This is a genomic window from Streptomyces sp. CA-210063 (assembly GCF_024612015.1).
Taxonomy (GTDB): domain Bacteria; phylum Actinomycetota; class Actinomycetes; order Streptomycetales; family Streptomycetaceae; genus Streptomyces.
On record NZ_CP102512.1, the window covers coordinates 9,012,014 to 9,032,363 of the forward strand.

23 protein-coding genes and 1 riboswitch are annotated in these 20,350 nt (G+C 70.4%); of the genes, 12 read left to right on the forward strand and 11 right to left on the reverse strand.

Features of this window, described 5'->3' with window-relative positions; all coding sequences use genetic code 11:
- Positions 1-9: 9 nt before the first annotated feature.
- Positions 10-1,299 (reverse strand): adenosylmethionine--8-amino-7-oxononanoate transaminase, encoded by a 1,290-nt coding sequence (locus JIX56_RS39465; protein WP_257548126.1) that lies wholly within the window; start codon positions 1,297-1,299, stop codon positions 10-12.
- Positions 1,292-2,497 carry a biotin synthase BioB gene (bioB, locus tag JIX56_RS39470; protein WP_257548128.1) on the reverse strand — a complete coding sequence of 402 codons (1,206 nt, stop codon included), beginning with the start codon at positions 2,495-2,497 and terminating at the stop codon, positions 1,292-1,294. Before bioB ends, JIX56_RS39465 begins: the two co-directional genes overlap by 8 nt.
- A gap of 375 nt (positions 2,498-2,872) precedes the next feature.
- Between bioB and JIX56_RS39475 the strand changes: the two genes are divergently transcribed.
- Positions 2,873-4,000, forward strand: coding sequence for an 8-amino-7-oxononanoate synthase (locus JIX56_RS39475; RefSeq protein WP_257548130.1), 1,128 nt, complete (start codon positions 2,873-2,875; stop codon positions 3,998-4,000).
- Positions 4,001-4,057: 57 nt separating this feature from the next.
- Here the strand turns inward: JIX56_RS39475 and JIX56_RS39480 are convergent, their stop codons facing one another.
- Together JIX56_RS39480 and JIX56_RS39485 are read right to left on the reverse strand one after the other, a co-directional pair.
- The gene (locus JIX56_RS39480; protein ID WP_257548139.1) at positions 4,058-4,282 is read right to left on the reverse strand and encodes a DUF397 domain-containing protein; all 225 of its coding nucleotides are present in this window, start codon (positions 4,280-4,282) and stop codon (positions 4,058-4,060) included.
- 9 nt (positions 4,283-4,291) lie between these two features.
- Positions 4,292-5,152: a helix-turn-helix domain-containing protein gene (locus JIX56_RS39485; protein WP_257548141.1), complete on the reverse strand. Its 861-nt coding sequence runs from the start codon at positions 5,150-5,152 to the stop codon at positions 4,292-4,294.
- A 248-nt stretch (positions 5,153-5,400) separates the two neighbouring features.
- Between JIX56_RS39485 and JIX56_RS39490 the strand changes: the two genes are divergently transcribed.
- Positions 5,401-5,859 (forward strand): ATP-binding protein, encoded by a 459-nt coding sequence (locus JIX56_RS39490; protein ID WP_257548143.1) that lies wholly within the window; start codon positions 5,401-5,403, stop codon positions 5,857-5,859.
- Here JIX56_RS39490 and JIX56_RS39495 read toward each other — a convergent pair.
- The 5 genes from JIX56_RS39495 to JIX56_RS39515 form a co-directional block, all read right to left on the reverse strand.
- Positions 5,831-6,406, reverse strand: coding sequence for a DUF6328 family protein (locus tag JIX56_RS39495; protein ID WP_257548145.1), 576 nt, complete (start codon positions 6,404-6,406; stop codon positions 5,831-5,833). The two genes, JIX56_RS39490 and JIX56_RS39495, sit on opposite strands and share 29 nt — an antisense overlap.
- A gap of 124 nt (positions 6,407-6,530) precedes the next feature.
- Complete coding sequence (locus JIX56_RS39500) at positions 6,531-7,004, reverse strand: C40 family peptidase (RefSeq protein ID WP_257548147.1); 474 nt, start codon at positions 7,002-7,004, stop codon at positions 6,531-6,533.
- A gap of 3 nt (positions 7,005-7,007) precedes the next feature.
- Positions 7,008-7,178: riboswitch (cyclic di-AMP (ydaO/yuaA leader) on the reverse strand.
- Positions 7,179-7,550: 372 nt separating this feature from the next.
- Positions 7,551-7,868 carry a hypothetical protein gene (locus JIX56_RS39505; RefSeq protein ID WP_257548149.1) on the reverse strand — a complete coding sequence of 106 codons (318 nt, stop codon included), beginning with the start codon at positions 7,866-7,868 and terminating at the stop codon, positions 7,551-7,553.
- Between the two features lie 7 nt (positions 7,869-7,875).
- Entirely contained in the window at positions 7,876-8,517 is a 642-nt protein-coding gene (locus JIX56_RS39510; protein WP_257548151.1) for an ATP-dependent Clp protease proteolytic subunit, read from the reverse strand.
- 161 nt (positions 8,518-8,678) lie between these two features.
- Positions 8,679-9,032, reverse strand: a complete 354-nt coding sequence (locus JIX56_RS39515; protein WP_257548153.1) for a hypothetical protein — start codon at positions 9,030-9,032, stop codon at positions 8,679-8,681.
- Between the two features lie 136 nt (positions 9,033-9,168).
- Here JIX56_RS39515 and JIX56_RS39520 point away from each other — a divergent pair, with 136 nt between their 5' ends.
- The 8 genes from JIX56_RS39520 (at position 9,169) to JIX56_RS39555 (ending at position 16,368) form a co-directional block, all read left to right on the forward strand.
- Entirely contained in the window at positions 9,169-9,447 is a 279-nt protein-coding gene (locus tag JIX56_RS39520; RefSeq protein WP_257548154.1) for a type II toxin-antitoxin system Phd/YefM family antitoxin, read from the forward strand.
- Between the two features lie 213 nt (positions 9,448-9,660).
- On the forward strand, positions 9,661-9,963 hold the full coding sequence (locus JIX56_RS39525; protein WP_037705202.1) for an urease subunit gamma: 303 nt from the start codon (positions 9,661-9,663) through the stop codon (positions 9,961-9,963).
- Positions 9,964-9,972: 9 nt separating this feature from the next.
- Positions 9,973-10,284 (forward strand): urease subunit beta, encoded by a 312-nt coding sequence (locus JIX56_RS39530; protein WP_257548165.1) that lies wholly within the window; start codon positions 9,973-9,975, stop codon positions 10,282-10,284.
- Positions 10,277-11,998: an urease subunit alpha gene (locus JIX56_RS39535; RefSeq protein ID WP_257548166.1), complete on the forward strand. Its 1,722-nt coding sequence runs from the start codon at positions 10,277-10,279 to the stop codon at positions 11,996-11,998. The genes JIX56_RS39530 and JIX56_RS39535 overlap by 8 nt, the downstream gene beginning before the upstream one ends.
- A 57-nt stretch (positions 11,999-12,055) precedes the next feature.
- On the forward strand, positions 12,056-12,730 hold the full coding sequence (locus JIX56_RS39540) for an urease accessory protein UreF (protein ID WP_257551364.1): 675 nt from the start codon (positions 12,056-12,058) through the stop codon (positions 12,728-12,730).
- A 282-nt stretch (positions 12,731-13,012) separates the two neighbouring features.
- The gene (gene ureG, locus JIX56_RS39545; protein WP_257548168.1) at positions 13,013-13,696 is read left to right on the forward strand and encodes an urease accessory protein UreG; all 684 of its coding nucleotides are present in this window, start codon (positions 13,013-13,015) and stop codon (positions 13,694-13,696) included.
- Positions 13,684-14,616 carry an urease accessory protein UreD gene (locus tag JIX56_RS39550; protein WP_257548170.1) on the forward strand — a complete coding sequence of 311 codons (933 nt, stop codon included), beginning with the start codon at positions 13,684-13,686 and terminating at the stop codon, positions 14,614-14,616. The genes ureG and JIX56_RS39550 overlap by 13 nt, the downstream gene beginning before the upstream one ends.
- 162 nt (positions 14,617-14,778) lie before the next feature.
- Positions 14,779-16,368, forward strand: a complete 1,590-nt coding sequence (locus JIX56_RS39555) for an alpha/beta hydrolase (protein WP_257548172.1) — start codon at positions 14,779-14,781, stop codon at positions 16,366-16,368.
- A gap of 66 nt (positions 16,369-16,434) precedes the next feature.
- Here the strand turns inward: JIX56_RS39555 and JIX56_RS39560 are convergent, their stop codons facing one another.
- Both JIX56_RS39560 and JIX56_RS39565 read right to left on the reverse strand, forming a co-directional pair.
- Positions 16,435-17,460, reverse strand: coding sequence for an NAD-dependent epimerase/dehydratase family protein (locus JIX56_RS39560; protein WP_257551366.1), 1,026 nt, complete (start codon positions 17,458-17,460; stop codon positions 16,435-16,437).
- Positions 17,461-17,565: 105 nt separating this feature from the next.
- Positions 17,566-18,285: a lysophospholipid acyltransferase family protein gene (locus tag JIX56_RS39565; protein WP_257548174.1), complete on the reverse strand. Its 720-nt coding sequence runs from the start codon at positions 18,283-18,285 to the stop codon at positions 17,566-17,568.
- Positions 18,286-18,582: 297 nt separating this feature from the next.
- Between JIX56_RS39565 and JIX56_RS39570 the strand changes: the two genes are divergently transcribed.
- Together JIX56_RS39570 and JIX56_RS39575 are read left to right on the forward strand one after the other, a co-directional pair.
- A complete protein-coding gene (locus tag JIX56_RS39570) occupies positions 18,583-19,668 on the forward strand; it encodes an S-(hydroxymethyl)mycothiol dehydrogenase (protein WP_257548176.1) in 1,086 nt (361 codons plus the stop codon).
- Complete coding sequence (locus JIX56_RS39575; RefSeq protein WP_257548178.1) at positions 19,668-20,297, forward strand: MBL fold metallo-hydrolase; 630 nt, start codon at positions 19,668-19,670, stop codon at positions 20,295-20,297. Before JIX56_RS39570 ends, JIX56_RS39575 begins: the two co-directional genes overlap by 1 nt.
- Positions 20,298-20,350 lie beyond the last annotated feature (53 nt).

Sequence of the window (20,350 nt, forward strand, 5' to 3'; positions counted from 1 at the left end):
CTCATCCCGTCATCCCGCCGTCGCCGCCGCGCACACCGCGCGCGCGATCCGTGCCACGTCCTCGTCGCCCGTGACGTACGGCGGCATCGTGTAGACGAGATCGCGGAACGGCCGCAGCCACACGCCCTCGCGAACGGCGGCCGCCGTGGCCGTCTTCATGTCCACCGCGTGGTCGAGCTGGACGACTCCGATCGCGCCGAGGACGCGTACGTCCCGTACACCTGGCACGTCGAGCGCCGGCGCCAGCCCCTCCCGCAGCCCCGTCTCGATCCGCTTGACCTCCGACAGCCAGTCCTGGCCGAGCAGCAGTTCGATCGAGGCGCAGGCGACGGCCGTCGCCAGCGGGTTGCCCATGAAGGTGGGCCCGTGGGCCAGTACCGGCACCTCGCCCCGCGAGATCCCGTCGGCCACCCGGGCGGTGCTCAGGGCCGCCGCCAGAGTCAGGTATCCGCCGGTCAGCGCCTTGCCCACGCACATCACGTCCGGGGACACCGCCGCGTGGTCGGCGGCGAACAGCGCGCCCGTGCGCCCGAAACCGGTCGCGATCTCGTCGAACACGAGGAGCACGTCATGCTCGTCGCACGCCTCACGCAGCACCCGCAGATACGCGGGGGAGTGGAACCGCATCCCGCCCGCCCCCTGCACCACGGGCTCCACGATCACGGCGGCCAGTTCGTCGGCGTGCCGCTCGATCGCCGAGCGCACCTCCTCCGCGTACGACTCGTCGTACGCGGCCGGCGGCGCGTCCACGAACACCTGCCGGGGCAGGACGCCCTGCCACAGCTCGTGCATCCCGCCCTCGGGGTCGCACACCGACATGGGCTGCCAGGTGTCGCCGTGGTAGCCGCCGCGCCAGGTCAGCAGGCGCTGCTTGCGGGGGCGGCCGAGCGAGCGCCAGTACTGCAGGCACATCTTGACCGCGACCTCGACGGAGACCGAGCCGGAGTCGGCGAGGAAGACATGCTCCAGACCCTCGGGTGACATGTCGACAAGGTGCTTCGCCAGCCGTACGGCGGGCTCGTGCGTGAGCCCGCCGAACATGACATGGCTCATGCGTCCCAGCTGCTCGCGCGCGGCCTCGTTGAGCACCGGGTGGTTGTAGCCGTGGATGGCCGACCACCAGGACGACATGCCGTCGACCAAGTCGCCCGAGCCGTCGGCGAGCCTCAGCCGAACCCCACTCGCCGACTCCACGACGAGCGGTTCCTGTCGGCCCGGCATGGGCCCGTACGGATGCCACACATGCCGCCGGTCGAGCTCCAGCAGCTCGGGCACGGTCGGGTGGGGCAGGTCAGGCATTGGGGGCGAGGTCCGTACCGGTGCCCCGGCGGCGTACGGCCACGAGATCGGTACGCGCCTCGTTGGCCGGGACCTCGGCGACCGGGGCGTCGGCAGCGGAACCGCAGACACCGCCACCCGCGTGCGACCCACAGCCCGCGCCCGCGCCCTCGTGCGACCCGCACCCGGCACTCTCCCGAGACCCGCAGCCGCCGCCCCGGTGCTCCGGCAGCGTCGTCTGTCCGGCGCCCTCGACCTCGAACCCGGCGTCCGCGATCATCTCCAGGTCGGCCTTGCCGACCTGGCCCTCGGTGGTCAGATAGTCGCCGAGGAAGATCGAGTTGGCCAGGTGCAGGGCCAGCGGCTGCATCGTGCGGAGATGGACCTCGCGACCGCCCGCGATGCGGACCTCCACGTCCGGACAGACGAAGCGGACCATCGCCAGGATCCGCAGACACCGCTGGGGAGTGAGGTTCCACTCCTTGCCCAGCGGGGTGCCCTCGATCGGGATCAGGAAGTTGACCGGCACCGAGTCCGGGTCCAGTTCACGGAGGGAGAAGACCACGTCGACGAGGTCCTCGTCGCTCTCGCCCATGCCCGCGATCAGGCCCGAGCAGGCCGACAGACCCGCCGCGTGCGCCTTCTGGACGGTGTCGACGCGGTCGGCGTACGTGTGGGTCGTCGTGATCTCGCCGTACGTCGCCTCGGACGTGTTGAGGTTGTGGTTGTAGGCGTCCGCGCCCGCCTCGCGCAGGCGTTCGGCCTGGCCGTCGGAGAGCAGACCGAGGCAGGCGCACACCTCGACGTCCTCGTGGCGGTCCTTGATGGCCTTGATGGTGCCCGCGACCCGGTCCACGTCCCGGTCGGTCGGCCCGCGCCCGGACGCCACCAGACAGACCCGCTTGGCGCCGCCGGCGAGCCCGGCCGCGGCGGCCTCGGAGGCCTGGTCGGGCTTCAGCCAGGTGTACTTGAGGATGCCGGCGGTGGAGCCGAGCCGCTGGGAGCAGTAGGAGCAGTCCTCCGGGCACAGGCCCGACTTGAGGTTGACCAGATAGTTCAGTTTCACCCGGCGGCCGAACCAGTGCCGGCGCACCTTTCCGGCCGCGGCCACCACGTCCAACAGCTCGTCGTCGGAGGTGCGGAGGACGGCGAGCGCCTCGGCACGGCTCAGCGGCTCGCGCCGGAGCCCCTTGTCCACCAGCGTGTTCAGCAGGTCCATGAGAGCCGATCCTGTCTTACGGGACCGCTCCCGGCCAAGGAGAGTTCGGACAACAGAGTGGCATCGACGTGTGGGTATCGCCACATCGTGGGCGGCCGGTCGTGCCACTAGGGTCTGTGCACTGCCTACAAAAGCCCTAGGCCGTGTCCGCAGAGTCCCGCCTGCCCCGCGACGCCTGGCACGCACTCTCGCCGTACCGGGCGAAGCCCCAAGTACATCCAGTACGAGGGTCTCCGCCCGGCACGCCGAGAGCACGCACCAGACGCCGCGGGGCCCGCCCTCCGGGCGGACGACGGGACTCTGCGGACACGGCCTAGCCGCGCCGTCCATGACGGCCCCGGCGCCGCGGGCTGCCCACATCACCCCGGAGGACCCATGGCGTTCGGCTGGATCGACGAGCAGGCGTCGGCGCGCCGCCGGGCCGGGCTCGTGCGGACGCTGCGCCCCCGTCCCGCCGACTCGCCGCTCCTCGACCTCGCGAGCAACGACTACCTCGGTCTGGCCCGCCACCCCGAGATCACCGAGGGGGCCGCCGAGGCGGCGCGCCGGTGGGGCGGCGGCGCCACCGGCTCCCGGCTCGTCACCGGCACCACCGAACTCCATGGCGAGCTGGAGCGGGAACTGGCCGACTTCTGCGGCTTCGAGGCCGCCCTCGTCTTCTCCTCCGGCTACGCCGCCAACCTCGCCGCGGTCACCGCGCTCGCACCGCACGGCTCCCTGGTCGTCTCGGACGCGGGCAACCACGCCTCGCTCATCGACGGCTGCAGGCTGGCCCGCGGCACCACGCAGGTCGTGGCCCACGCCGACCCCGACGCCGTCCGCAAGGCGCTGAGCGCGGGCGAGGGGCCCGCCATCGCCGTCTCCGACACGGTCTTCTCCGTCGACGGCGACGCCGCCCCGCTGGCCCGACTGGCCGCCGCCTGCCGGGAGTACGGCGCCGGGCTCGTCGTCGACGACGCCCACGGCCTCGGTGTCCTGGGCGACGGCGGCCGGGGCGCGCCGCACGCGGCGGGGCTCGCGGGCGCCCCCGACGTCGTCGTGACGGTCACGCTGTCGAAGTCGCTGGGCAGCCAGGGCGGTGCCGTCCTCGGCCCGGCGCATGTCATCGACCACCTGGTCAACGCGGCCCGTACGTTCATCTTCGACACGGGCCTCGCCCCGGCCGCCACCGGGGCGGCGCTCGCCGCGCTCCGGCTGCTGCGCCGTGAGCCGGAGCGCGCCGCGCGGGCCCGCGCGGTGGCGCGGGAACTGCACACACGGCTGACGGCGTCGGGCCATGAAGCGGTGCGGCCCGACGCCGCCGTGGTGTCCGTGCGCGCGCCGTCCCCGGATCAGGCGGTGCGGTGGGCGGCGGACTGCCGGGCGGCGGGTCTCGCCGTCGGCTGTTTCCGCCCACCGTCCGTGCCGGACGGCGTGTCGAGGCTACGGCTGACCGCCCGTGCGGATCTCACGGAGGGGCAGATCGACCGAGCCGTGGGGATCATCGGCGATACGCGACCGTGAGTCGGCGTCCCGGCCGAGCGTCGCCGTAAGCGGAAGTGCGTGCGCTGTCGGTGGTGGTCACCGAAGCGTGGTGATGAATCCCTCCCAGGCCTCGGGGTCGAACAGCAGGGCGGGCCCCGCCGTGTTCTTCGAGTCGCGTACGGCCACCAGACCGGCCCAGCGGCCGGACCCGGGACGGGCCGTTTCCACGCAGTTGTTCATTCCGGTACTGCGGCTGCTGCGCAGCCATCGCACCCCGTGCAGTTCGGTACTGGTGGGTACGTTCCGAGGCAGTGCTGACATGGTGCCTCCTTACGCGCCGGCGGCGAGCCCGGCGATGTAATCCAACGAGTCCTCGGGCGAAAGGGCGTGGATCTGAAGGGCTTTGAAGGCCTCGACATACGCCTTGAGGTCTTCTTTCCGCTCGAGGTAGAGGCTACTCGTCAAGTGGTCGAGAACAACCACGTCCAGATCAGATGTGCTCCTAAATGAGAAAATTACGAAAGGGCCGGTGATGCCGATATGCGCCCCGGCAGTGAACGGCAGCACCTGCAGTCGCACTTGGGGAAGGGCCGCCGCCTCGACCAGACGGCCCAGCTGCCGGGTCATGATCTCCGGACTGCCCACCTCCCGCCGTAAAACGCCCTCGTCGAGCACGGCGCTCAGCTCCATCGGCGGATTCCCGCGCAGAATTTCCTGCCGCGCGAGCCGCACTTCCACGAGCGCGTCGAGTTTGTCGTCTTCCAGCCCCTCCACCGCGGCCCGGGTCACCGCCCGGGCGTACTCGGGGATCTGCAACAGCCCCGGCACCACCGAGGTCTCCAGCGTCCGCATCCCGCTGGCCTGCGACTCCAGGCTGATGAAGTCCCGGTACGTCGGCGGCAGTACGCCCCGGTACGCGTGCCACCAGTTGTGCCGCCCGCCGCCGTCCTCGGAGCCCGCCAACGCCAGGAGCAGCTCCCGTAATTCGGCGTCGTCGATCCCGTACGCGTCCAGCAGCTTGCGTACGTCCGCGGGCTTCACCCCGCTGGCGCCCGTCTCGATCCGGCTCACCTTGGACTGGTGCCAGCTGACGAGACGGGCCGCCTCGATACTCGTGAGACCGGAACGGGTGCGCAGGACGCGCAACTCGGCACCGAGCTTGCGGCGGCGCACCGCCGGTCCGTATCGCATGGGTTTCTCCTTCCGCCCGGCGCGCGAAGGTCGGGGTGACGACAGAGGATGGACGAAGACGCCACCCGAATACGGTCGGCCGTCGGAGAGTTCACCGCTTCGAGCGACAGATATATGCATATCTTGGTGGATCGCCACCCGTGACGGCCCAGGTAGTGGCAGTCTGGCGCGAAGCACCAGTCCGGGACCGTAGTCGAACCATCCGCTCCCTGTCGGACACCGGTCCCGTGGGAAAGGGACGCCTCGCCATGGCAGATCACCAGGAAGCATCCGTCACTCTGCCGAGCGATCCCGCCTCGGTGCCCGCGGCCCGAAAATACGTCGCCTCCGTGCTGGCCGAATGGGGTCTGCCGGGCGACACGGACATCGCGGACACCGTGCGCCTGATCGTGTCCGAACTCGCCACCAACGCCGTCCAGCACACGCTGGGTCAGTCACCCACGTTCACCGTGGACATCGCGCTCGACCGGGACGAGCAGCTGCGCATCGGCGTCACCGACAGTCATCCCCGCTTTCCGAAACGCCTGCCCGCCGCCGTCCAGCAGGACAACGGCCGGGGCATGGTCATCGTCCGCTGGCTGACCGCCGAATGCGGCGGCAGGCTGAGCGTCAGACCCACACGGGAGGGCGGCAAGACGGTGGCGATCGAACTGCCGTGGACGATCTCCGTGCAACCGGTCAGGGCAGGCGGTCCGCAGGAGCCCTGACGGAGTCCTCGCCCTGCCGTACGGGGGTCGCCTCGCCCTGACGCGGTCCGGGCGCCGTCGTGCCGCCGACGCGGCCGGCGCGTCCCACCAGCTTCGGGAGGACGCCCCACAGAAGCAGACACCCGAGCAGCGTGCCGGCACCGGCGGTGATCCCGGCCGTCCGGCCGAGGGTCACATCCACCACGAGCAGTACGGAACCGGTGAAGGCCGGCATCAGCACGATCAGGCCCGCGCTGGCCAGTCGGGACGAGACCTGGACGATGGTGGGCTTGGCGTTCTGCTGGAAGAGCGAGCGGTGCAAGGCGGCCGGGGCGGTGAAGAGCGCCGCCGCGAGGACCGCGAGGAGCAGTGTGGTGACGTAGGTGGCGCGCTGTACGGAGTCCAGGTCCGGGAAGCGCGGCGTGAAGGCCAGCGTCAGCAGGAACGCGAACAGGATCTGCACCCCGGTCTGGGTGACCCGCAGTTCCTGCAGCAGCTCGGCGAAGTTGCGGTCGGCGCGTTCCTGAGGCGTCTCGTCGCGTGCGGGGCGGGTGCGTTCGTCGGCCATGGATGAACGGGTAACCAGTTCGGCCCGTGGTACGCCTCTTGAGAAGGGGCGCTCAGGACCGCCACAGGGGCGGTTGAGGAGCAGTCAGGGGGCGGCCGTGGTGCCGCCGCCCCCCGACGGTGGGTCAGCGGACCCGGCCGTACCAGACGCTCTTCGTCCAGATCTTCTGCAGTCGGACGACGTCACCCGTCTTCGGCGAGTGCCAGATCTTTCCCTTCCCCGCGTAGATACCGACGTGGTAGACGTTCGATCCCGAGTGGAAGAAGACGAGGTCTCCGAGCTTGCGGCTGCTCGCGGAGATGTGCTTCGTCTTGTTGTACTGCTGCTGAGCAGTACGGGGCAGCTTCTTGCCCACCTTCTTGAACGAGTAGAGCGTCAGGCCTGAGCAGTCGAACCTGCTGGGGCCCGTGGCGCCGTACCGGTAAGGGGAGCCCTTCTTGGAAGCCGCGACCTTGAGTGCCTTCGACGCCACTGTGGCGGCCTCGGCGTCGGAGGCGACGCCCGGGACCACGATGCTGCCGCCGACGGCGGCGATGGTGAGAGCCGAGGCCGTACCGGCCCGGGTCAACAGCGACGGGACACGATTCAGCGCAGTCATGCGCAACCCTTCGTCAGCCGCCTGTGAAGGATGACCTGTCGGATTCGGGCTGGCGAAGTTGCCCGGCCGCGTCTGCGGCTTCACCCCAAGGGCTGCTCGGCGCGGTCATGGCTTGACCGTTCCGGCGACCCGTCGTGCTTGGGTCCTCCACTCCTGCCGATGCAATCCTGTCGACCGGTCATCCGGGCGGCGGCAGGACTCGGCGTCCACCCGGATCGCCCCGCCGCTGCGGCGGGGGCTTGTCGTCAGGAAGGGATCTTGACGCACGGACGTCCGAAAATCCCAACGGAACCGTGGATTTGTGGTGTTACTCACCACTCGCCCGTTCGGGTGGACAGGCTGATTTCGGCTGCTGTGTCCACGTGGTCGAGGAGCTCCGCACCAGCACCGGAGCAGTTCATTCCGGCAGTGTGGTGGGCGCGTTGCGCAACTTCACAGGTCTTCTGGACGGATGGGCCGATAGGTCGATCGGGGTAGGCCGTCCGGAGGGCGCCGAGCCCGGGCCGGACGCCCCGTCAGTAGTACGGCGCGCGGCCCGGGATCGGTTCAGGCCGGCGAGTCCTCCGGCTCCGGCGGCAGCGTGACCCGGGCCGCCCGCCGCTCGCCGTCGAGAACCCGCAGGGCACGCGCGAGTGTCGGGGCGTGCACCTCGTTCTCGCCGCGCCTGTGCATCAGTTCGAGTGCGTCGCGCAGGGCGGTCGCCTTGGTGACGAGCGCCTGCGCCGCCCGCAACCCGCGGTATGTATCGCCCGGACGGGCGGGATTGATCCGGCCGAGCAGGTCGACCACGTCCAGATAACGGTCGATCAGCTCCGCCTCGGCGCGGGTGAGCGCGGGCAGCGGCGGCAGTTCGGGCGGGAGCATCGACGGCTCACCTCGCGCCGGGGGGCGTGTGCGAGGTCTTGCGGCTCGCGACGACCCGGTCGGCCAGCCCGTAGGCCACGGCCGCCTCGGCGTCGAGGAACTTGTCCCGCTCGATGTCGGCGCCGACCCGCTCCGGGGTCTGCCCCGTGTGGCGTACCAGCATCTCCTCCAGCTTTCGGCGGTTGCGCGTCAACTCCTCCGCCTGGATGGCCAGATCGCTCGCCTGCCCCTCGATCCGGTCGGTCAGCGCCGGCTGGTGGATCAGCACGCGCGCCCCCGGCAGTACGGACCGCTTGCCCGGTGTGCCGGCCGCCAGGAGCACGGCGGCGGACGACCCCGCCTGCCCCAGACAGACGGTCTCCACGTCACAGGTGACGAACCGGATGGTGTCGTAGATCGCCGTCATCGCGCTGAACGAGCCGCCGGGGGAGTTGATGTACAGCGCGATGTCCCGGTCCGGCGACTGGTACTCGAGGTGCATGAACTGCGCCATCACATCGTTCGCCGAGGTGTCGTCGATCTGCGTCCCGAGGAACACGATCCGCTCTTCCAGCAACTTCGAGTACGGATCCATCGTCCGGGTGTCCGAACTGGTGCGTTCGGTGAACTGGGGTAGCACATAGCGGCTTGACGGTCGGTTCGCGGGCATGAGGCACGCCTCCTCTGATCGACATCTGTAAAAAATGTACAGGACGTACGAACTCTGAAGGAGGGGATCGGCTGACAGCGAAAATCCCCGCGGAGCGAGGCGGCTCCACGGGGATCTGTGTCGGGTTGCTCGGTTGCTCGGTTGCTCGGTGGATCAGGTGATCAGTTGAGCGGCGCGGGGGCGGGCGTCCCGTAGAAGGTGATCGGCGGCCAGCCGCGGGTGGCGGCCAGTTCGTTGAAGGCGTTCGCGACCTCGAGTGCGGTGATCTGCTGGGCCGCCGTGGCATCCGCGGCGCCGACGGTGAAACTGAACGTGAGTTCCGTCGACTCGGTGTCCGGCATACGGACCCTTCCGCTGAACTCGGTGCCGGCCGGGAAGTCGACCGCCGCCGCCTCGCTCTCGGCGCTCGCGCCCACCGTCGTGGCCGCCTGCGCCGTCCCGCCCGCCGCGAGGACCGCTCCTGCCGCGGCCGATCCCGAGTACCCGAGCAGTGACCGCCTGGAAAAGTTGGACATGCCTCCCCCTCTGTTCGGTTGTCATGGACGCCTCCCGAGGGAGGCGAGCCGATCGTACGAACGAATTGATCGCCATGGAGCAGAATGGGATCTTCCGCTCGGGGCGGTGTGCGACGCCCGGTCTAAGCTGGACTCCATGGCCTACGAGATTCCGGTGACGCAAGCCAGGGCTGAACTCGCCGACCTGATCAACCGCGTGGTCTACGGCGGCGAGCGCGTCGTCGTGACGCGGCACGGAAAGCCCCTCGTCGCCCTGGTCTCCGCCGCCGACCTGGAGCAGCTCGAAGCGCTCCAGGAACCCGCCGAGGAGCCGGTGATCAGCGCGGTCTCCGGTGTCCGCGAGGTCGCGTCGGCACCGCGGGAGCAGCAGCGGTTCGGTATCACGGCGGAACATCGGAGGCCGGGGGCTCCGTAGAGGCGGATGCGTCCGCCGCGGCGGGGCGCACGCGGGAGGACGGTCCGCCGTCGGCGTCGCGCGGACGGGGTTCGACACGTGTCCGATCACGGTCCGGTTAACGTCACCGAAACGCCACCCAATTAGCCTGCGCCCACGCCACCAGCGATTTTGCCGGGTGGCCGCGGCAACCGGGCCCCGCACGGTCCGGAGCGAGGATGTGAGGTGGACGCCGTGCAACTGACCCCGCACGAGCAGGAGAGGCTGCTGATCCATGTGGCGGCCGACGTGGCGGAGAAGCGCCGGGCCCGCGGCCTGAAGCTGAACCACCCCGAGGCCGTCGCGCTGATCACCGCGCACATCCTCGAAGGCGCACGGGACGGCCGTACGGTGGCGGAACTCATGGCGTCCGGGCGGCAGCTGCTCACCCGGGACGACGTCATGGAGGGCATCCCCGAGATGATCCACGACGTCCAGGTCGAGGCGACCTTCCCGGACGGCACCAAGCTCGTCACCGTCCACGACCCGATCGTCTGAGGGGCCTCGATGATTCCCGGAGAGATCCTCTTCGCCGAGGACCCGATCGTCTACAACGAGGGCCGTGAGGTCACCCGGCTCACCGTCCTCAACGCCGCCGACCGGCCCGTCCAGGTCGGCTCCCACTACCACTTCGCCGAGGTCAATCCCGGACTGGAGTTCGACCGCGCCGCAGCGCGCGGCAAGCGGCTGAACGTCGCCGCCGGCACCGCCGTGCGTTTCGAGCCCGGGATCCCCGTCGACGTAGAACTCGTACCCCTCACCGGTGCCCGTGTCGTGCCCGGACTGCGCGGGGAGACCGGAGGTGCCCTCGATGCCTGAGATCTCGCGTGCCGCGTACGCCGACCTGTTCGGCCCCACCACCGGTGACCGTATCCGGCTCGCCGACACCGACCTGCTCGTCGAGATCGAGGAGGACCGTTCCGGCGGACCCGGCCTCGCCGGTGACGAGGCCGTGTTCGGCGGTGGCAAGGTCATCCGCGAATCCATGGGCCAGGCGCGTGCTACGCGCGCAGAAGGCACCCCCGACACGGTGATCACCGGCGTGGTGATCATCGACCACTGGGGCATCGTCAAGGCCGACATCGGCATCCGCGACGGCCGGATCACCGGCATCGGCAAGGCCGGCAACCCCGACACCATGGACGGGATCCATCCCGATCTGGTCATCGGCCCCGAGACGGAGATCATCGCGGGCAACGGGCGGATCGTCACGGCCGGCGCCGTCGACGCCCACGTCCACTTCATCTGCCCGCAGATCGCCGACGAGGCGCTGTCGGCGGGTGTGACGACGCTGGTCGGCGGCGGTACGGGCCCGGCCGAGGGCTCGAAGGCCACGACGGTGACGCCGGGCCCCTGGCACCTCGCCCGGATGCTGGAGGCGATGGAGCAGTACCCGCTCAACATCGGCTTCCTCGGCAAGGGCAACACCGTCTCCCACGAGGCGATGCTGTCCCAGATCCGCGGCGGAGCGCTCGGCCTGAAGCTCCATGAGGACTGGGGTTCGACCCCGGCCGTCATCGACGCGTCCCTGACCGTCGCCGACCGCACCGGCATCCAGGTCGCCATCCACACGGACACGCTGAACGAGGCCGGGTTCGTCGGTGACACCCTCGCCGCGATCGGCGGACGCGGCATCCACGCGTACCACACCGAGGGCGCGGGCGGCGGGCACGCGCCCGACATCATGACCGTGGTCTCCGAACCCCACGTCCTGCCCAGCTCCACCAATCCGACCCGGCCCTACACCGTCAACACCGCCGAGGAACACCTCGACATGCTGATGGTCTGCCACCATCTGAACGCGGCGGTGCCCGAGGACCTGGCGTTCGCCGAGTCCCGGATCCGGCCGTCGACCATCGGGGCCGAGGACATCCTGCACGACCTGGGCGCGATCTCGATCATCTCCTCCGACGCGCAGGCCATGGGCCGGGTCGGCGAGGTGATCCTGCGGACCTGGCAGACCGCCCATGTGATGAAGCGACGGCGGGGCGCGCTGCCGGGCGACGGCCGTGCGGACAACCACCGGGTACGTCGATATGTCGCCAAGTACACGATCAACCCCGCCCTCGCGCAGGGGCTCGCCCGCGAGATCGGGTCCGTCGAGACGGGCAAGCTCGCCGACCTCGTGCTGTGGGAGCCCGCGTTCTTCGGGGTCAAGCCGCATCTCGTGATCAAGGGCGGGCAGATCGCGTACGCGCAGATGGGCGACGCGAACGCCTCCATCCCGACCCCGCAGCCGATCCTCCCGCGTCCCATGTACGGGGCCATCGGGCGGGCGCCCGCCTCGAACTCGTTCAACTTCGTGGCGCCGCTCGCCATCGAGGACGGGCTGCCGGAGCGGCTCTCGCTGGGGAAGCGGTTCGTCGCGATCGAGTCGACGCGTGGGGTCACCAAGGCCGACATGCGGGAGAACGACGCGCGGCCCGAGGTGCGCGTCGATCCCGACAGCTTCGCCGTGCACATCGACGGGGAGCTGGTGGAGGCGACGCCTGCCGCCGAACTGCCCATGGCCCAGCGCTACTTCCTCTTCTGATGTCCGGGGAGGGACGCGTGATGTCCGGGGTGGGACGTGTGATGTTCGGGGTCCGTGTTGTCTAGGGCAGCGCTTCTCGTCCTGGCCGACGGACGCTTTCCGGCCGGGGGGCACGCGCACTCCGGCGGGGCCGAGGCGGCCGTCAAGGCCGGGCTGATCACCGGGGCGGAGGGGCTGGAGGCGTTCTGCCGGGGGCGGTTGCACACGGCGGGGCTGGTGTCGGCGGCGTTGGCCGCCGCGGCCGCGCTCGGGGTGGACCCGCTGTCGCTGGACGCCGCCGCCGATGCTCGGACGCCGTCCCTCGCGCTGCGGGTCGCTTCCCGGAAGCTGGGGCGGCAGTTGATGCGGGCGGCGCGGGCGACGTGGCCCTCGGGCGAACTGGACGCGCTGGCGCGGGAGTTCCCCAAGGGGGCGCATCAGCCGGTCGTGCTGGGGGTCGCGGCCAGGGCCGCGGGGCTGGGGCCGGAGGACGCGGCGTACTGCTCCGCGTACGAGAGTGTGAGTGGGGCGGCGAGTGCGACGGTGCGGTTGCTGAGTCTTGATCCGTTCGATGCGACCGGGGTGTTGGCGCGGTTGGCGCCCGAGATGGATGTGGTCGTGGGGGCGGCGGTCGATGCGGCTCGGGGGGTGGGGGCTGGTGGGGTGGAGGGGTTGCCTGCGGCTTCTGCTCCGCTGTTGGAGATCAGTGCGGAGGTGCATGCGGCTTGGGCTGTGCGGTTGTTCGCGTCCTGAGTTCTTCGCCCCCGCCGCCCCTACCCATTCCCATCCCCAGGGGCTGTGCCCCTTCTACCCCCTTGGGCGCCTTATGGCTCGGGGGGTTCGGTTGGGTGGCGAGTGCGGGTTCGTTGTGGTTGAGCGCGCAGTTCCCCGCGCCCCTTGAAAACCCCGGGCGCGACCCATGCTGTTAAGGGGCGCGGGGAACTGCGCGACAAGCCCCCACTCACCCGCACCCGCCCGACAACCGAACCCCCCAGCTCTTCCGCGATCCGCAGCTGAACAAAGGAGCCCCTTCCCATGCATCTCGATCACTCTCACTCCCACGACGGCCCCTCCGCCATGAGTGCCGAAGCGCACCGGGCCGACGGCAGCCGTCGGGCCCTGCGTATCGGGCTCGGCGGGCCCGTCGGGTCCGGCAAGACGGCTACCGTGGCCGCGCTCTGTCAGGCCCTGCGGGAGGAGTTGTCCCTCGCTGTCGTGACGAACGACATCTATACGCGCGAGGACGCGGAGTTCCTGCTTCGCGAGGCCGTGTTGCCGCCCGAGCGGATCACGGCCGTGGAGACGGGGGCGTGCCCGCATACGGCTATTCGGGACGACATCTCCGCGAATCTCGAAGCGGTGGAGGATCTGGAGGACGAGGTCGGGCCCCTCGATCTCATTCTCGTCGAGTCCGGCGGTGACAATCTGACCGCCACCTTCTCCAAGGGGCTCGTGGACGCGCAGATCTTCGTCATCGATGTGGCCGGTGGGGACGACATCCCGAGGAAGGGCGGGCCAGGTGTCACCACCGCCGACCTGCTCGTCGTCAACAAGACGGACCTCGCGCCGTACGTCGGGTCGGACCTCGCCCGGATGGCCGCGGACGCGAAGGCGCAGCGGGCGGAGCTGCCGGTGGTGTTCCAGTCGCTCAGGAGCGAGGCCGGAGTCGCGGACGTCGCCGCCTGGGTGAGGGAGAAGCTCGCGGCGTGGACGGCATGACGACGGCCGGAAACGTGACGGCGACCCGAGAGATGACGACCGGCGGTGAGACGACGACCGCCGGAGAAGTGCTGGCCGGTGGAGCGGTGACGGCCGGTGGAGCGGCGGCGACCGGCGGTGAGACGACGACCGGTGGAGCGGTGACGGCCGCCCGAGGGGCGACGACCGCCGGGGTCAAGGCCATCGCACGGATCGCGGCACGTGCCGACGGGCGGCGTGGCACTGTCCTGCCCGTGCTGGAGAGCGACGGGCCGTTGGCGTTGCGCCGTACCCGGGGGAGTGGTGACGAGGCGCGGGTCATGCTCGTCGGGGCGATGAGCGGGCCGCTCGGTGGGGACCGGTTCGCCGTGGAGGCGAAGGTCGGTGAGGGGGCGCGGCTGCGCGTAGGCTCGGCCGCCGCGACGATCGCGCTGCCGGGGCAGGCCAAGGGCGAGGCCCGCTACGACGTACGGATCGACATCGCCGCCGGAGGCGAACTGCGGTGGCTGCCCGAGCAGTTGATCTCCGCGCAGGGGAGCGACCTGCGAGTGTCGACGCGTGTGGAACTCGCCGCCGACGCGCGATTGGTGTTCCGAGAGGAGCAGGTGCTCGGGCGCGCCGGGGAGGAGCCCGGGCGGCTCGGCAGTCGGCTCAGCGTGTGGTCGGGTGGGCGGCCGTTGCTCGACCAGGAGGTGGCGTGCGGGCCGGGGGCCCCTGGCGGTTGGGACGGTCCCGCCGTGCTGGGCGGGTATCGAGCGATGGGTCAACTCCTCGTTGTACGACCGGAGTTCGCCGAGAAGGCGCCCGGGCCTCGGGTGTGGGGGGAGTCGGCCGCACTCACTCCGCTCGCCGGGCCCGCCGTACTCGTCAGCGCGCTCGCGCCCGACGCGTTGCGGCTGCGGCGTGTGCTCGACGAAGCCCTTGCCGAGCTGGACGGTTGATGACGGCTCACCTCGCATCCGCTGAACGGGACTTCGCACACCGGTTATCGGATTAGTAAAGAACCCGTCGCTCCTCTGTCCTCAGACACCTCACAGGTACGAGGATCCCCGTGACCATTCGAACATTCGAATCGAAGTACGGGGAGTTCCCTCTTGAGAGGTATGAGGACGACGAGAAGGGCGGCAGCGTTCGGCTCCGCCGGACTGCTCGTCACGGCGACCCTGATAGCCGGTGCCGTCACCGCTCCCGCAGCCAACGCCGCAGGCACCGCGACCGCCGTGGACCGCGAGGCCAAGGGTGTCGCCGTCGCCGCCGCGAAGGCGGCGAAGAAGGGCGTCAAGTGGCAGGACTGCCCCGAGGGTTGGGGCCTGGAGAAGCCGATCCAGTGCGGCTGGGTCACGGTGCCGCTGGACTACGCCAAGCCGAACGGCAAGCAGATCAAGCTCGCCGTGGACCGTATCGGCAACACCGGTACGAAGAAGGAGCGCCAGGGCGCGCTCATCTACAACCCGGGCGGTCCGGGCGCCTCGGGCCTGCGCTTCCCGCGCCGGGTCACGACCAAGGCCCCGCTGTGGGTCAACACGTCCAAGGCGTACGACTTCGTGGGCTTCGACCCGCGCGGTGTCGGCAAGTCGGCGCCCATCTCCTGCGCCGACCCGCAGGAGTTCGTGAAGGCGCCCAAGATGGACCCGGTCCCGGACTCCGAGGCCGACAAGCTGAAGCAGCGGGGGCTCGCGGCCAAGTACGCGGAGGGCTGCAAGAAGCGCAGCGGCGCGATGCTGCCGTACATGACGACGCCGAACACCGCGCGTGACCTGGACGTCATCCGGGCCGCCCTGGGGGAGAAGAAGCTCAACTTCCTCGGTGTCTCCTACGGCACGTACATCGGCGCCGTCTACGGCACCCTTTTCCCGACCCACGTGCGCCGCATGGTCGTCGACAGCGTGGTGAACCCCTCCCGCGAGAAGATCTGGTACCAGGCCAACCTGGACCAGGACGTCGCCTTCGAGGGCCGGTGGCAGGACTGGACGAAGTGGGTCGCGCAGCACGACGCGACGTACCACCTCGGCGACACGCAGGCGAAGGTGCAGGCGAAGTGGCTGGAGCTGCGGGCCACCGCGAAGAAGAACCCGATCGGCGGGCTCGTCGGCCCGGCCGAGCTGATCTCCTTCTTCCAGAGCGCCCCGTACTACGACTCCGCGTGGGCGCCCACCGCCCAGGTGTGGAGCGAGTACGCCGCCGGTGACACCCAGGCGCTGGTCGACGCGGCCGCCCCGGACCTCACCGACACCGCGGGCAACGCCGCCGCGGAGAACGGCAACGCCGTCTACACGGCTGTCGAGTGCACCGACGCCAAGTGGCCCACCAGCTGGAAGCGCTGGGACCGCGACAACACCGAGCTGCACAAGAACCATCCGTTCATGACCTGGGCCAACGCCTGGATGAACCTGCCGTGCGCCACCTGGCAGTCCAAGCAGTACACCCCGGTGGACGTGAAGACCAAGAAGGGCCTGCCGCCCGTCCTGATCGTCCAGTCCGAGCGGGACGCGGCCACCCCGTACGAGGGTGCCGTCGAGCTCCACAAGCGGTTCAAGGGCTCTCGCCTGATCACGGAGACGAAGGCCGGCTCCCACGGAGTCACCGGCCTGGTCAACCCGTGCGTCAACGACCGCGTGGACACCTACCTGCTCACCGGGAAGGTGGGCAAGGCCGACGTGAAGTGCGCCCCGCACGCCACACCGAAGCCGTAGGACCGGGAGAGAAGGAAGGGGGCGACCGGAGAACTCGGTCGCCCCCTTCCTCATGTGCTCACGCGGTCACACCGGCCGCCCCGCCAGCCACGCGTCCTCCGCCACGTAGTCGAAGAGGTCCCCGTACGCCTCGGCCATCCTGGGATACGCCTCCCGCCAGTCCCGTCCGCCTGCCAGCCGTGCCTCGATCCACGCGACCGTCTCCGGCAGTGACTCCGCGTACCGGACCACCGGGCGGTAGCCCAGCTCCCGCTCCGCCGCCGACATGTCGCACACCACGGGCACCGGTACGGACCACGGGGTGTCGCCCACGGTGGGTGCCGGGGCGGGGCCGTCGACCAGTACGTTCTCCGGATCCACACCCATCACCGCGTCGATCGCGGCGGCGATCTGCGCCACCGTCGGCGCGTCGGGGTCGACGGCGTTCAGCGCCCGGGCTCCCGGCCGCGCGGCGGCGAGGCGGATCAGCTCGGCGATGTTGTGGACGCTCGCCGGATGGAAGCGGCTCTCGCCGCCGTACGCGAGGATCCGGCGGGGCCGGCCGTCCAGGTTGCGCTTCACGAAGTACAGCTCGCGCGGCGTACGGCAGTGCGGGCCGTGGATGGCGCCCGCGCGCAGCAGAGTCGTGGGCAACCGGTCGGCGGCGGCGAGGAGTTCGTGCTCCAGGCCCGCCTTACGGGTGCTGTACGAGGTGTCGGCCGGCCGGATCGTGCGCAGGCTCTCGGGCAGAGGCACGGGGTACTCGGGGAAGCCGTCCGGCTCCGACTGGGTGTCGAAGTTGCGGCCCTTGTCGTCCTCGTACACCGAGATGCTGGAGACGACGACCGCCGAGCCGATCCGGTCGGCCAGCGCGAGCAACTGCCGGGCGTGTTCGGGGCCGTACGCGACCATGTCCACCAGCACATCGCAGCCGTCGCCCACCGCCGTCGCCAGGGCCGCGTCGTCACCGCGGTCGGCCGGTACGGCCCGCACGTCCTCGGGCCAGCCGTCGTCCCGGTCGCCGCCCCGCGAGAGGGCCGTCACGGCCCAGCCGTCCCGCGCCAGCGCGCCCACGGCCACCCGGCCGATCTGTCCCGTCGCTCCGATCACCACAGCACGTCGTGTCATGACCCGACCGTACGACGCCCGCGCCCGGCCCCACCGGGCTCTCTGCCGACGGCAGAACATCTCAACTCGGCGGCACCCACAGGTGTTTGCTCAACTCAGCGGCAGCCGCGGGAACTTGCGCTCCTTCGCCGCCGCGGCCTCCTCCGCCTTCACGACGGCCGCGTACTGGTCGACGTACTCCTGCTCGGAGAGCGAGAGGATCGCGTACATGATCTCGTCGGTGATGGCGCGCAGGACGGCCTTCTCGTTCTCCATGCCCTCGTAGCGGGAGAAGTCGAGGGGTTTGCCGAAGCGGATGACGACGGGGTGGATGTTCGGGATGACCTTGCCCGGGGGCTGCGCCTCGAAGGTGCCGATCATCGCGCAGGGGATGACGGGCACCTTGGCCCTGAGCGCCATGACCGCCACACCGACCTTGCCCTTGTAGAGGCGGCCGTCGTGCGAGCGGGTCCCCTCCGGGTAGATGCCCAGGAGTTCGTCCTTGCTCAGCACGCCGAGCCCCTCGCGGATGGCGGCCTGACCCGCGTCCTTGCCGGAGCGGTCGACCGGGATCTGACCGGCGCTGCGGAAGAAGAACGCCGTCAGCCGGCCCTTGAGACCCGGGCCGGTGAAGTACTCGGCCTTCGCGAGGAAGGTGATGCGGCGCTTGAGGATCGCGGGCATCAGGAAGTGGTCCGAGAAGGACAGGTGATTGCCCGCGACGATGGCCGCGCCCGACGACGGGACGTGTTCGAGGCCTTCGATGCGAGGCCGGAAGACCAGTCTCAGCAGCGGACCCAGAAGCACGTACTTGAGCAGGTAATAGAACACGGCGTCTCCCTCGCGCTACCGGATCGGCTCATGAGCGCTGGTGAGCCTCGTCCTGCGTGTCGACGATTGATCGTAGCCCGAGGCGCCATGTCAGCGGGAGCGCCCCGACCTGCCGGAGTTCCCTTGAACGGCCTTCTGGCCGAACCGCGTGGGTGCGTCCGCGGGTGCCCCGCGCCGTACCGCTCGCCGAATCCTTGACCGCCGGTCTGCGCTCCATGATGCTGTGTTGCGGTACGTGAGATGCGTGCCGCGATGAGCAACATCAGACTCGGTTCTCACATCAGTCGAGGAGTGGCCATGACTCACCAGGTCCGTGCTGTCGTCGCGCGGGGCAAGGGCGCCCCTGTCAGCCTGGAAACGATCATCGTGCCCGACCCCGGTCCGGGCGAGGCGCTGGTGAAGATCGAGGCCTGCGGGGTCTGTCACACCGATCTGCACTATCGGGAGGGCGGCATCAACGACGAGTTCCCCTTCCTGCTGGGCCACGAGGCCGCGGGCGTCGTGGAGTCGGTGGGGGAGGGGGTCACCGATGTCGCCCCCGGTGACTTCGTCATCCTCAACTGGCGAGCGGTCTGCGGGCAGTGCCGGGCCTGTCTGCGCGGACGCCCGTGGTACTGCTTCAGCACCCACAACGCGAAGCAGAGGATGACCCTGCTCGATGGCACCGAGCTGTCGCCGGCGCTGGGCATCGGCGCCTTCGCGGAGAAGACGCTGGTGGCGGCGGGGCAGTGCACGAAGGTCGACCGGGCCGCCTCGGCGGCCGCCGCCGGTCTGCTGGGGTGTGGCGTGATGGCCGGCATCGGCGCGGCCATCAACACCGGAAACGTCGGACGTGGGGACAGCGTGGCGGTCATCGGCTGTGGCGGCGTCGGGGCCGCGGCGGTCGTCGGGTCGAACCTGGCGGGCGCGGCGAGGATCATCGCGGTGGACATCGACGACGCCAAGCTGGACACCGCCAGGAAGCTGGGCGCGACCCACACCGTGAACGCGAAGAACACCGACGCGGTCGAGGCGATCCGCGAGCTGACCGGCGGCTTCGGCGCCGACGTCGTCATCGAGGCGGTGGGTCGCCCGGAGACGTACAAGCAGGCCTTCTACGCCCGCGATCTCGCCGGCACGGTCGTCCTGGTCGGGGTGCCGACCCCGGAGATGAAGCTGGAGCTGCCGCTGCTGGACGTCTTCGGTCGCGGGGGCGCGCTGAAGTCCTCCTGGTACGGCGACTGCCTGCCCTCCCGTGACTTCCCGATGCTCATCGACCTCTACCTCCAGGGCCGCCTGGACCTGGACGCCTTCGTCACGGAGACCATCCGGCTCGACGACGTGGAGAAGGCCTTCGAGCGGATGCACCGCGGCGACGTCCTGCGCTCGGTGGTGGTCCTCTGATGGCCGCCCGCATCGAACACCTGGTCACCTCGGGGACGTTCTCGCTGGACGGCGGCACCTGGGACGTCGACAACAACGTCTGGCTCGTCGGCGACGACAGTGAGGCCGTCGTCATCGACGCCGCGCATGATGCCGAGGCGATCGCCGAAGCCCTCGGAGGGCGCACCCTGCGGGCCATCGTGTGCACGCACGCCCACAACGACCACATCGGCGCCGCGCCCGCACTCGCGGCGCGCACGGGAGCCCCGATCCTGCTGCACGCCGACGACCTGCCGCTGTGGAAGCAGACCCACCCCGACCGGACGCCCGACAGCGAACTCACCGACGGCCAGATCCTCACCGTGGCGGGTGTCGACCTGACCGTGCTGCACACTCCCGGCCATGCTCCCGGGGCGGTCTGTCTGTACGCGCCGGGCCTGACCGCGCTCTTCAGCGGTGACACGCTCTTCGCGGGCGGGCCGGGGGCGACCGGGAGGTCGTACAGCGACTTCGGCACGATCGTCGCTTCGATCCGGGAACGGCTGCTGACCCTGCCGGGCGACACCGTCGTACACACCGGACACGGGGAGACGACCACTGTCGCGGCCGAGGCTCCGCACCTTCAGGAGTGGATCGACCGCGGTCACTGACCGTCCACGGCGGCCCCGAGACAGTACGCGCCCGCCACTGGATGAGCGCGAGG

Coding starts and splice junctions, on each gene's coding strand:
- JIX56_RS39465 (WP_257548126.1), bottom strand. CDS start 1,299: ATGCCTGACCTGCCCCACCCGACCGTGCCCGAGCTGCTGGAGCTCGAC.
- bioB (WP_257548128.1), bottom strand. CDS start 2,497: ATGGACCTGCTGAACACGCTGGTGGACAAGGGGCTCCGGCGCGAGCCG.
- JIX56_RS39475 (WP_257548130.1), top strand. CDS start 2,873: ATGGCGTTCGGCTGGATCGACGAGCAGGCGTCGGCGCGCCGCCGGGCC.
- JIX56_RS39480 (WP_257548139.1), bottom strand. CDS start 4,282: ATGTCAGCACTGCCTCGGAACGTACCCACCAGTACCGAACTGCACGGG.
- JIX56_RS39485 (WP_257548141.1), bottom strand. CDS start 5,152: ATGCGATACGGACCGGCGGTGCGCCGCCGCAAGCTCGGTGCCGAGTTG.
- JIX56_RS39490 (WP_257548143.1), top strand. CDS start 5,401: ATGGCAGATCACCAGGAAGCATCCGTCACTCTGCCGAGCGATCCCGCC.
- JIX56_RS39495 (WP_257548145.1), bottom strand. CDS start 6,406: ATGGCCGACGAACGCACCCGCCCCGCACGCGACGAGACGCCTCAGGAA.
- JIX56_RS39500 (WP_257548147.1), bottom strand. CDS start 7,004: ATGACTGCGCTGAATCGTGTCCCGTCGCTGTTGACCCGGGCCGGTACG.
- JIX56_RS39505 (WP_257548149.1), bottom strand. CDS start 7,868: ATGCTCCCGCCCGAACTGCCGCCGCTGCCCGCGCTCACCCGCGCCGAG.
- JIX56_RS39510 (WP_257548151.1), bottom strand. CDS start 8,517: ATGCCCGCGAACCGACCGTCAAGCCGCTATGTGCTACCCCAGTTCACC.
- JIX56_RS39515 (WP_257548153.1), bottom strand. CDS start 9,032: ATGTCCAACTTTTCCAGGCGGTCACTGCTCGGGTACTCGGGATCGGCC.
- JIX56_RS39520 (WP_257548154.1), top strand. CDS start 9,169: ATGGCCTACGAGATTCCGGTGACGCAAGCCAGGGCTGAACTCGCCGAC.
- JIX56_RS39530 (WP_257548165.1), top strand. CDS start 9,973: ATGATTCCCGGAGAGATCCTCTTCGCCGAGGACCCGATCGTCTACAAC.
- JIX56_RS39535 (WP_257548166.1), top strand. CDS start 10,277: ATGCCTGAGATCTCGCGTGCCGCGTACGCCGACCTGTTCGGCCCCACC.
- ureG (WP_257548168.1), top strand. CDS start 13,013: ATGCATCTCGATCACTCTCACTCCCACGACGGCCCCTCCGCCATGAGT.
- JIX56_RS39555 (WP_257548172.1), top strand. CDS start 14,779: ATGAGGACGACGAGAAGGGCGGCAGCGTTCGGCTCCGCCGGACTGCTC.
- JIX56_RS39570 (WP_257548176.1), top strand. CDS start 18,583: ATGACTCACCAGGTCCGTGCTGTCGTCGCGCGGGGCAAGGGCGCCCCT.
- JIX56_RS39575 (WP_257548178.1), top strand. CDS start 19,668: ATGGCCGCCCGCATCGAACACCTGGTCACCTCGGGGACGTTCTCGCTG.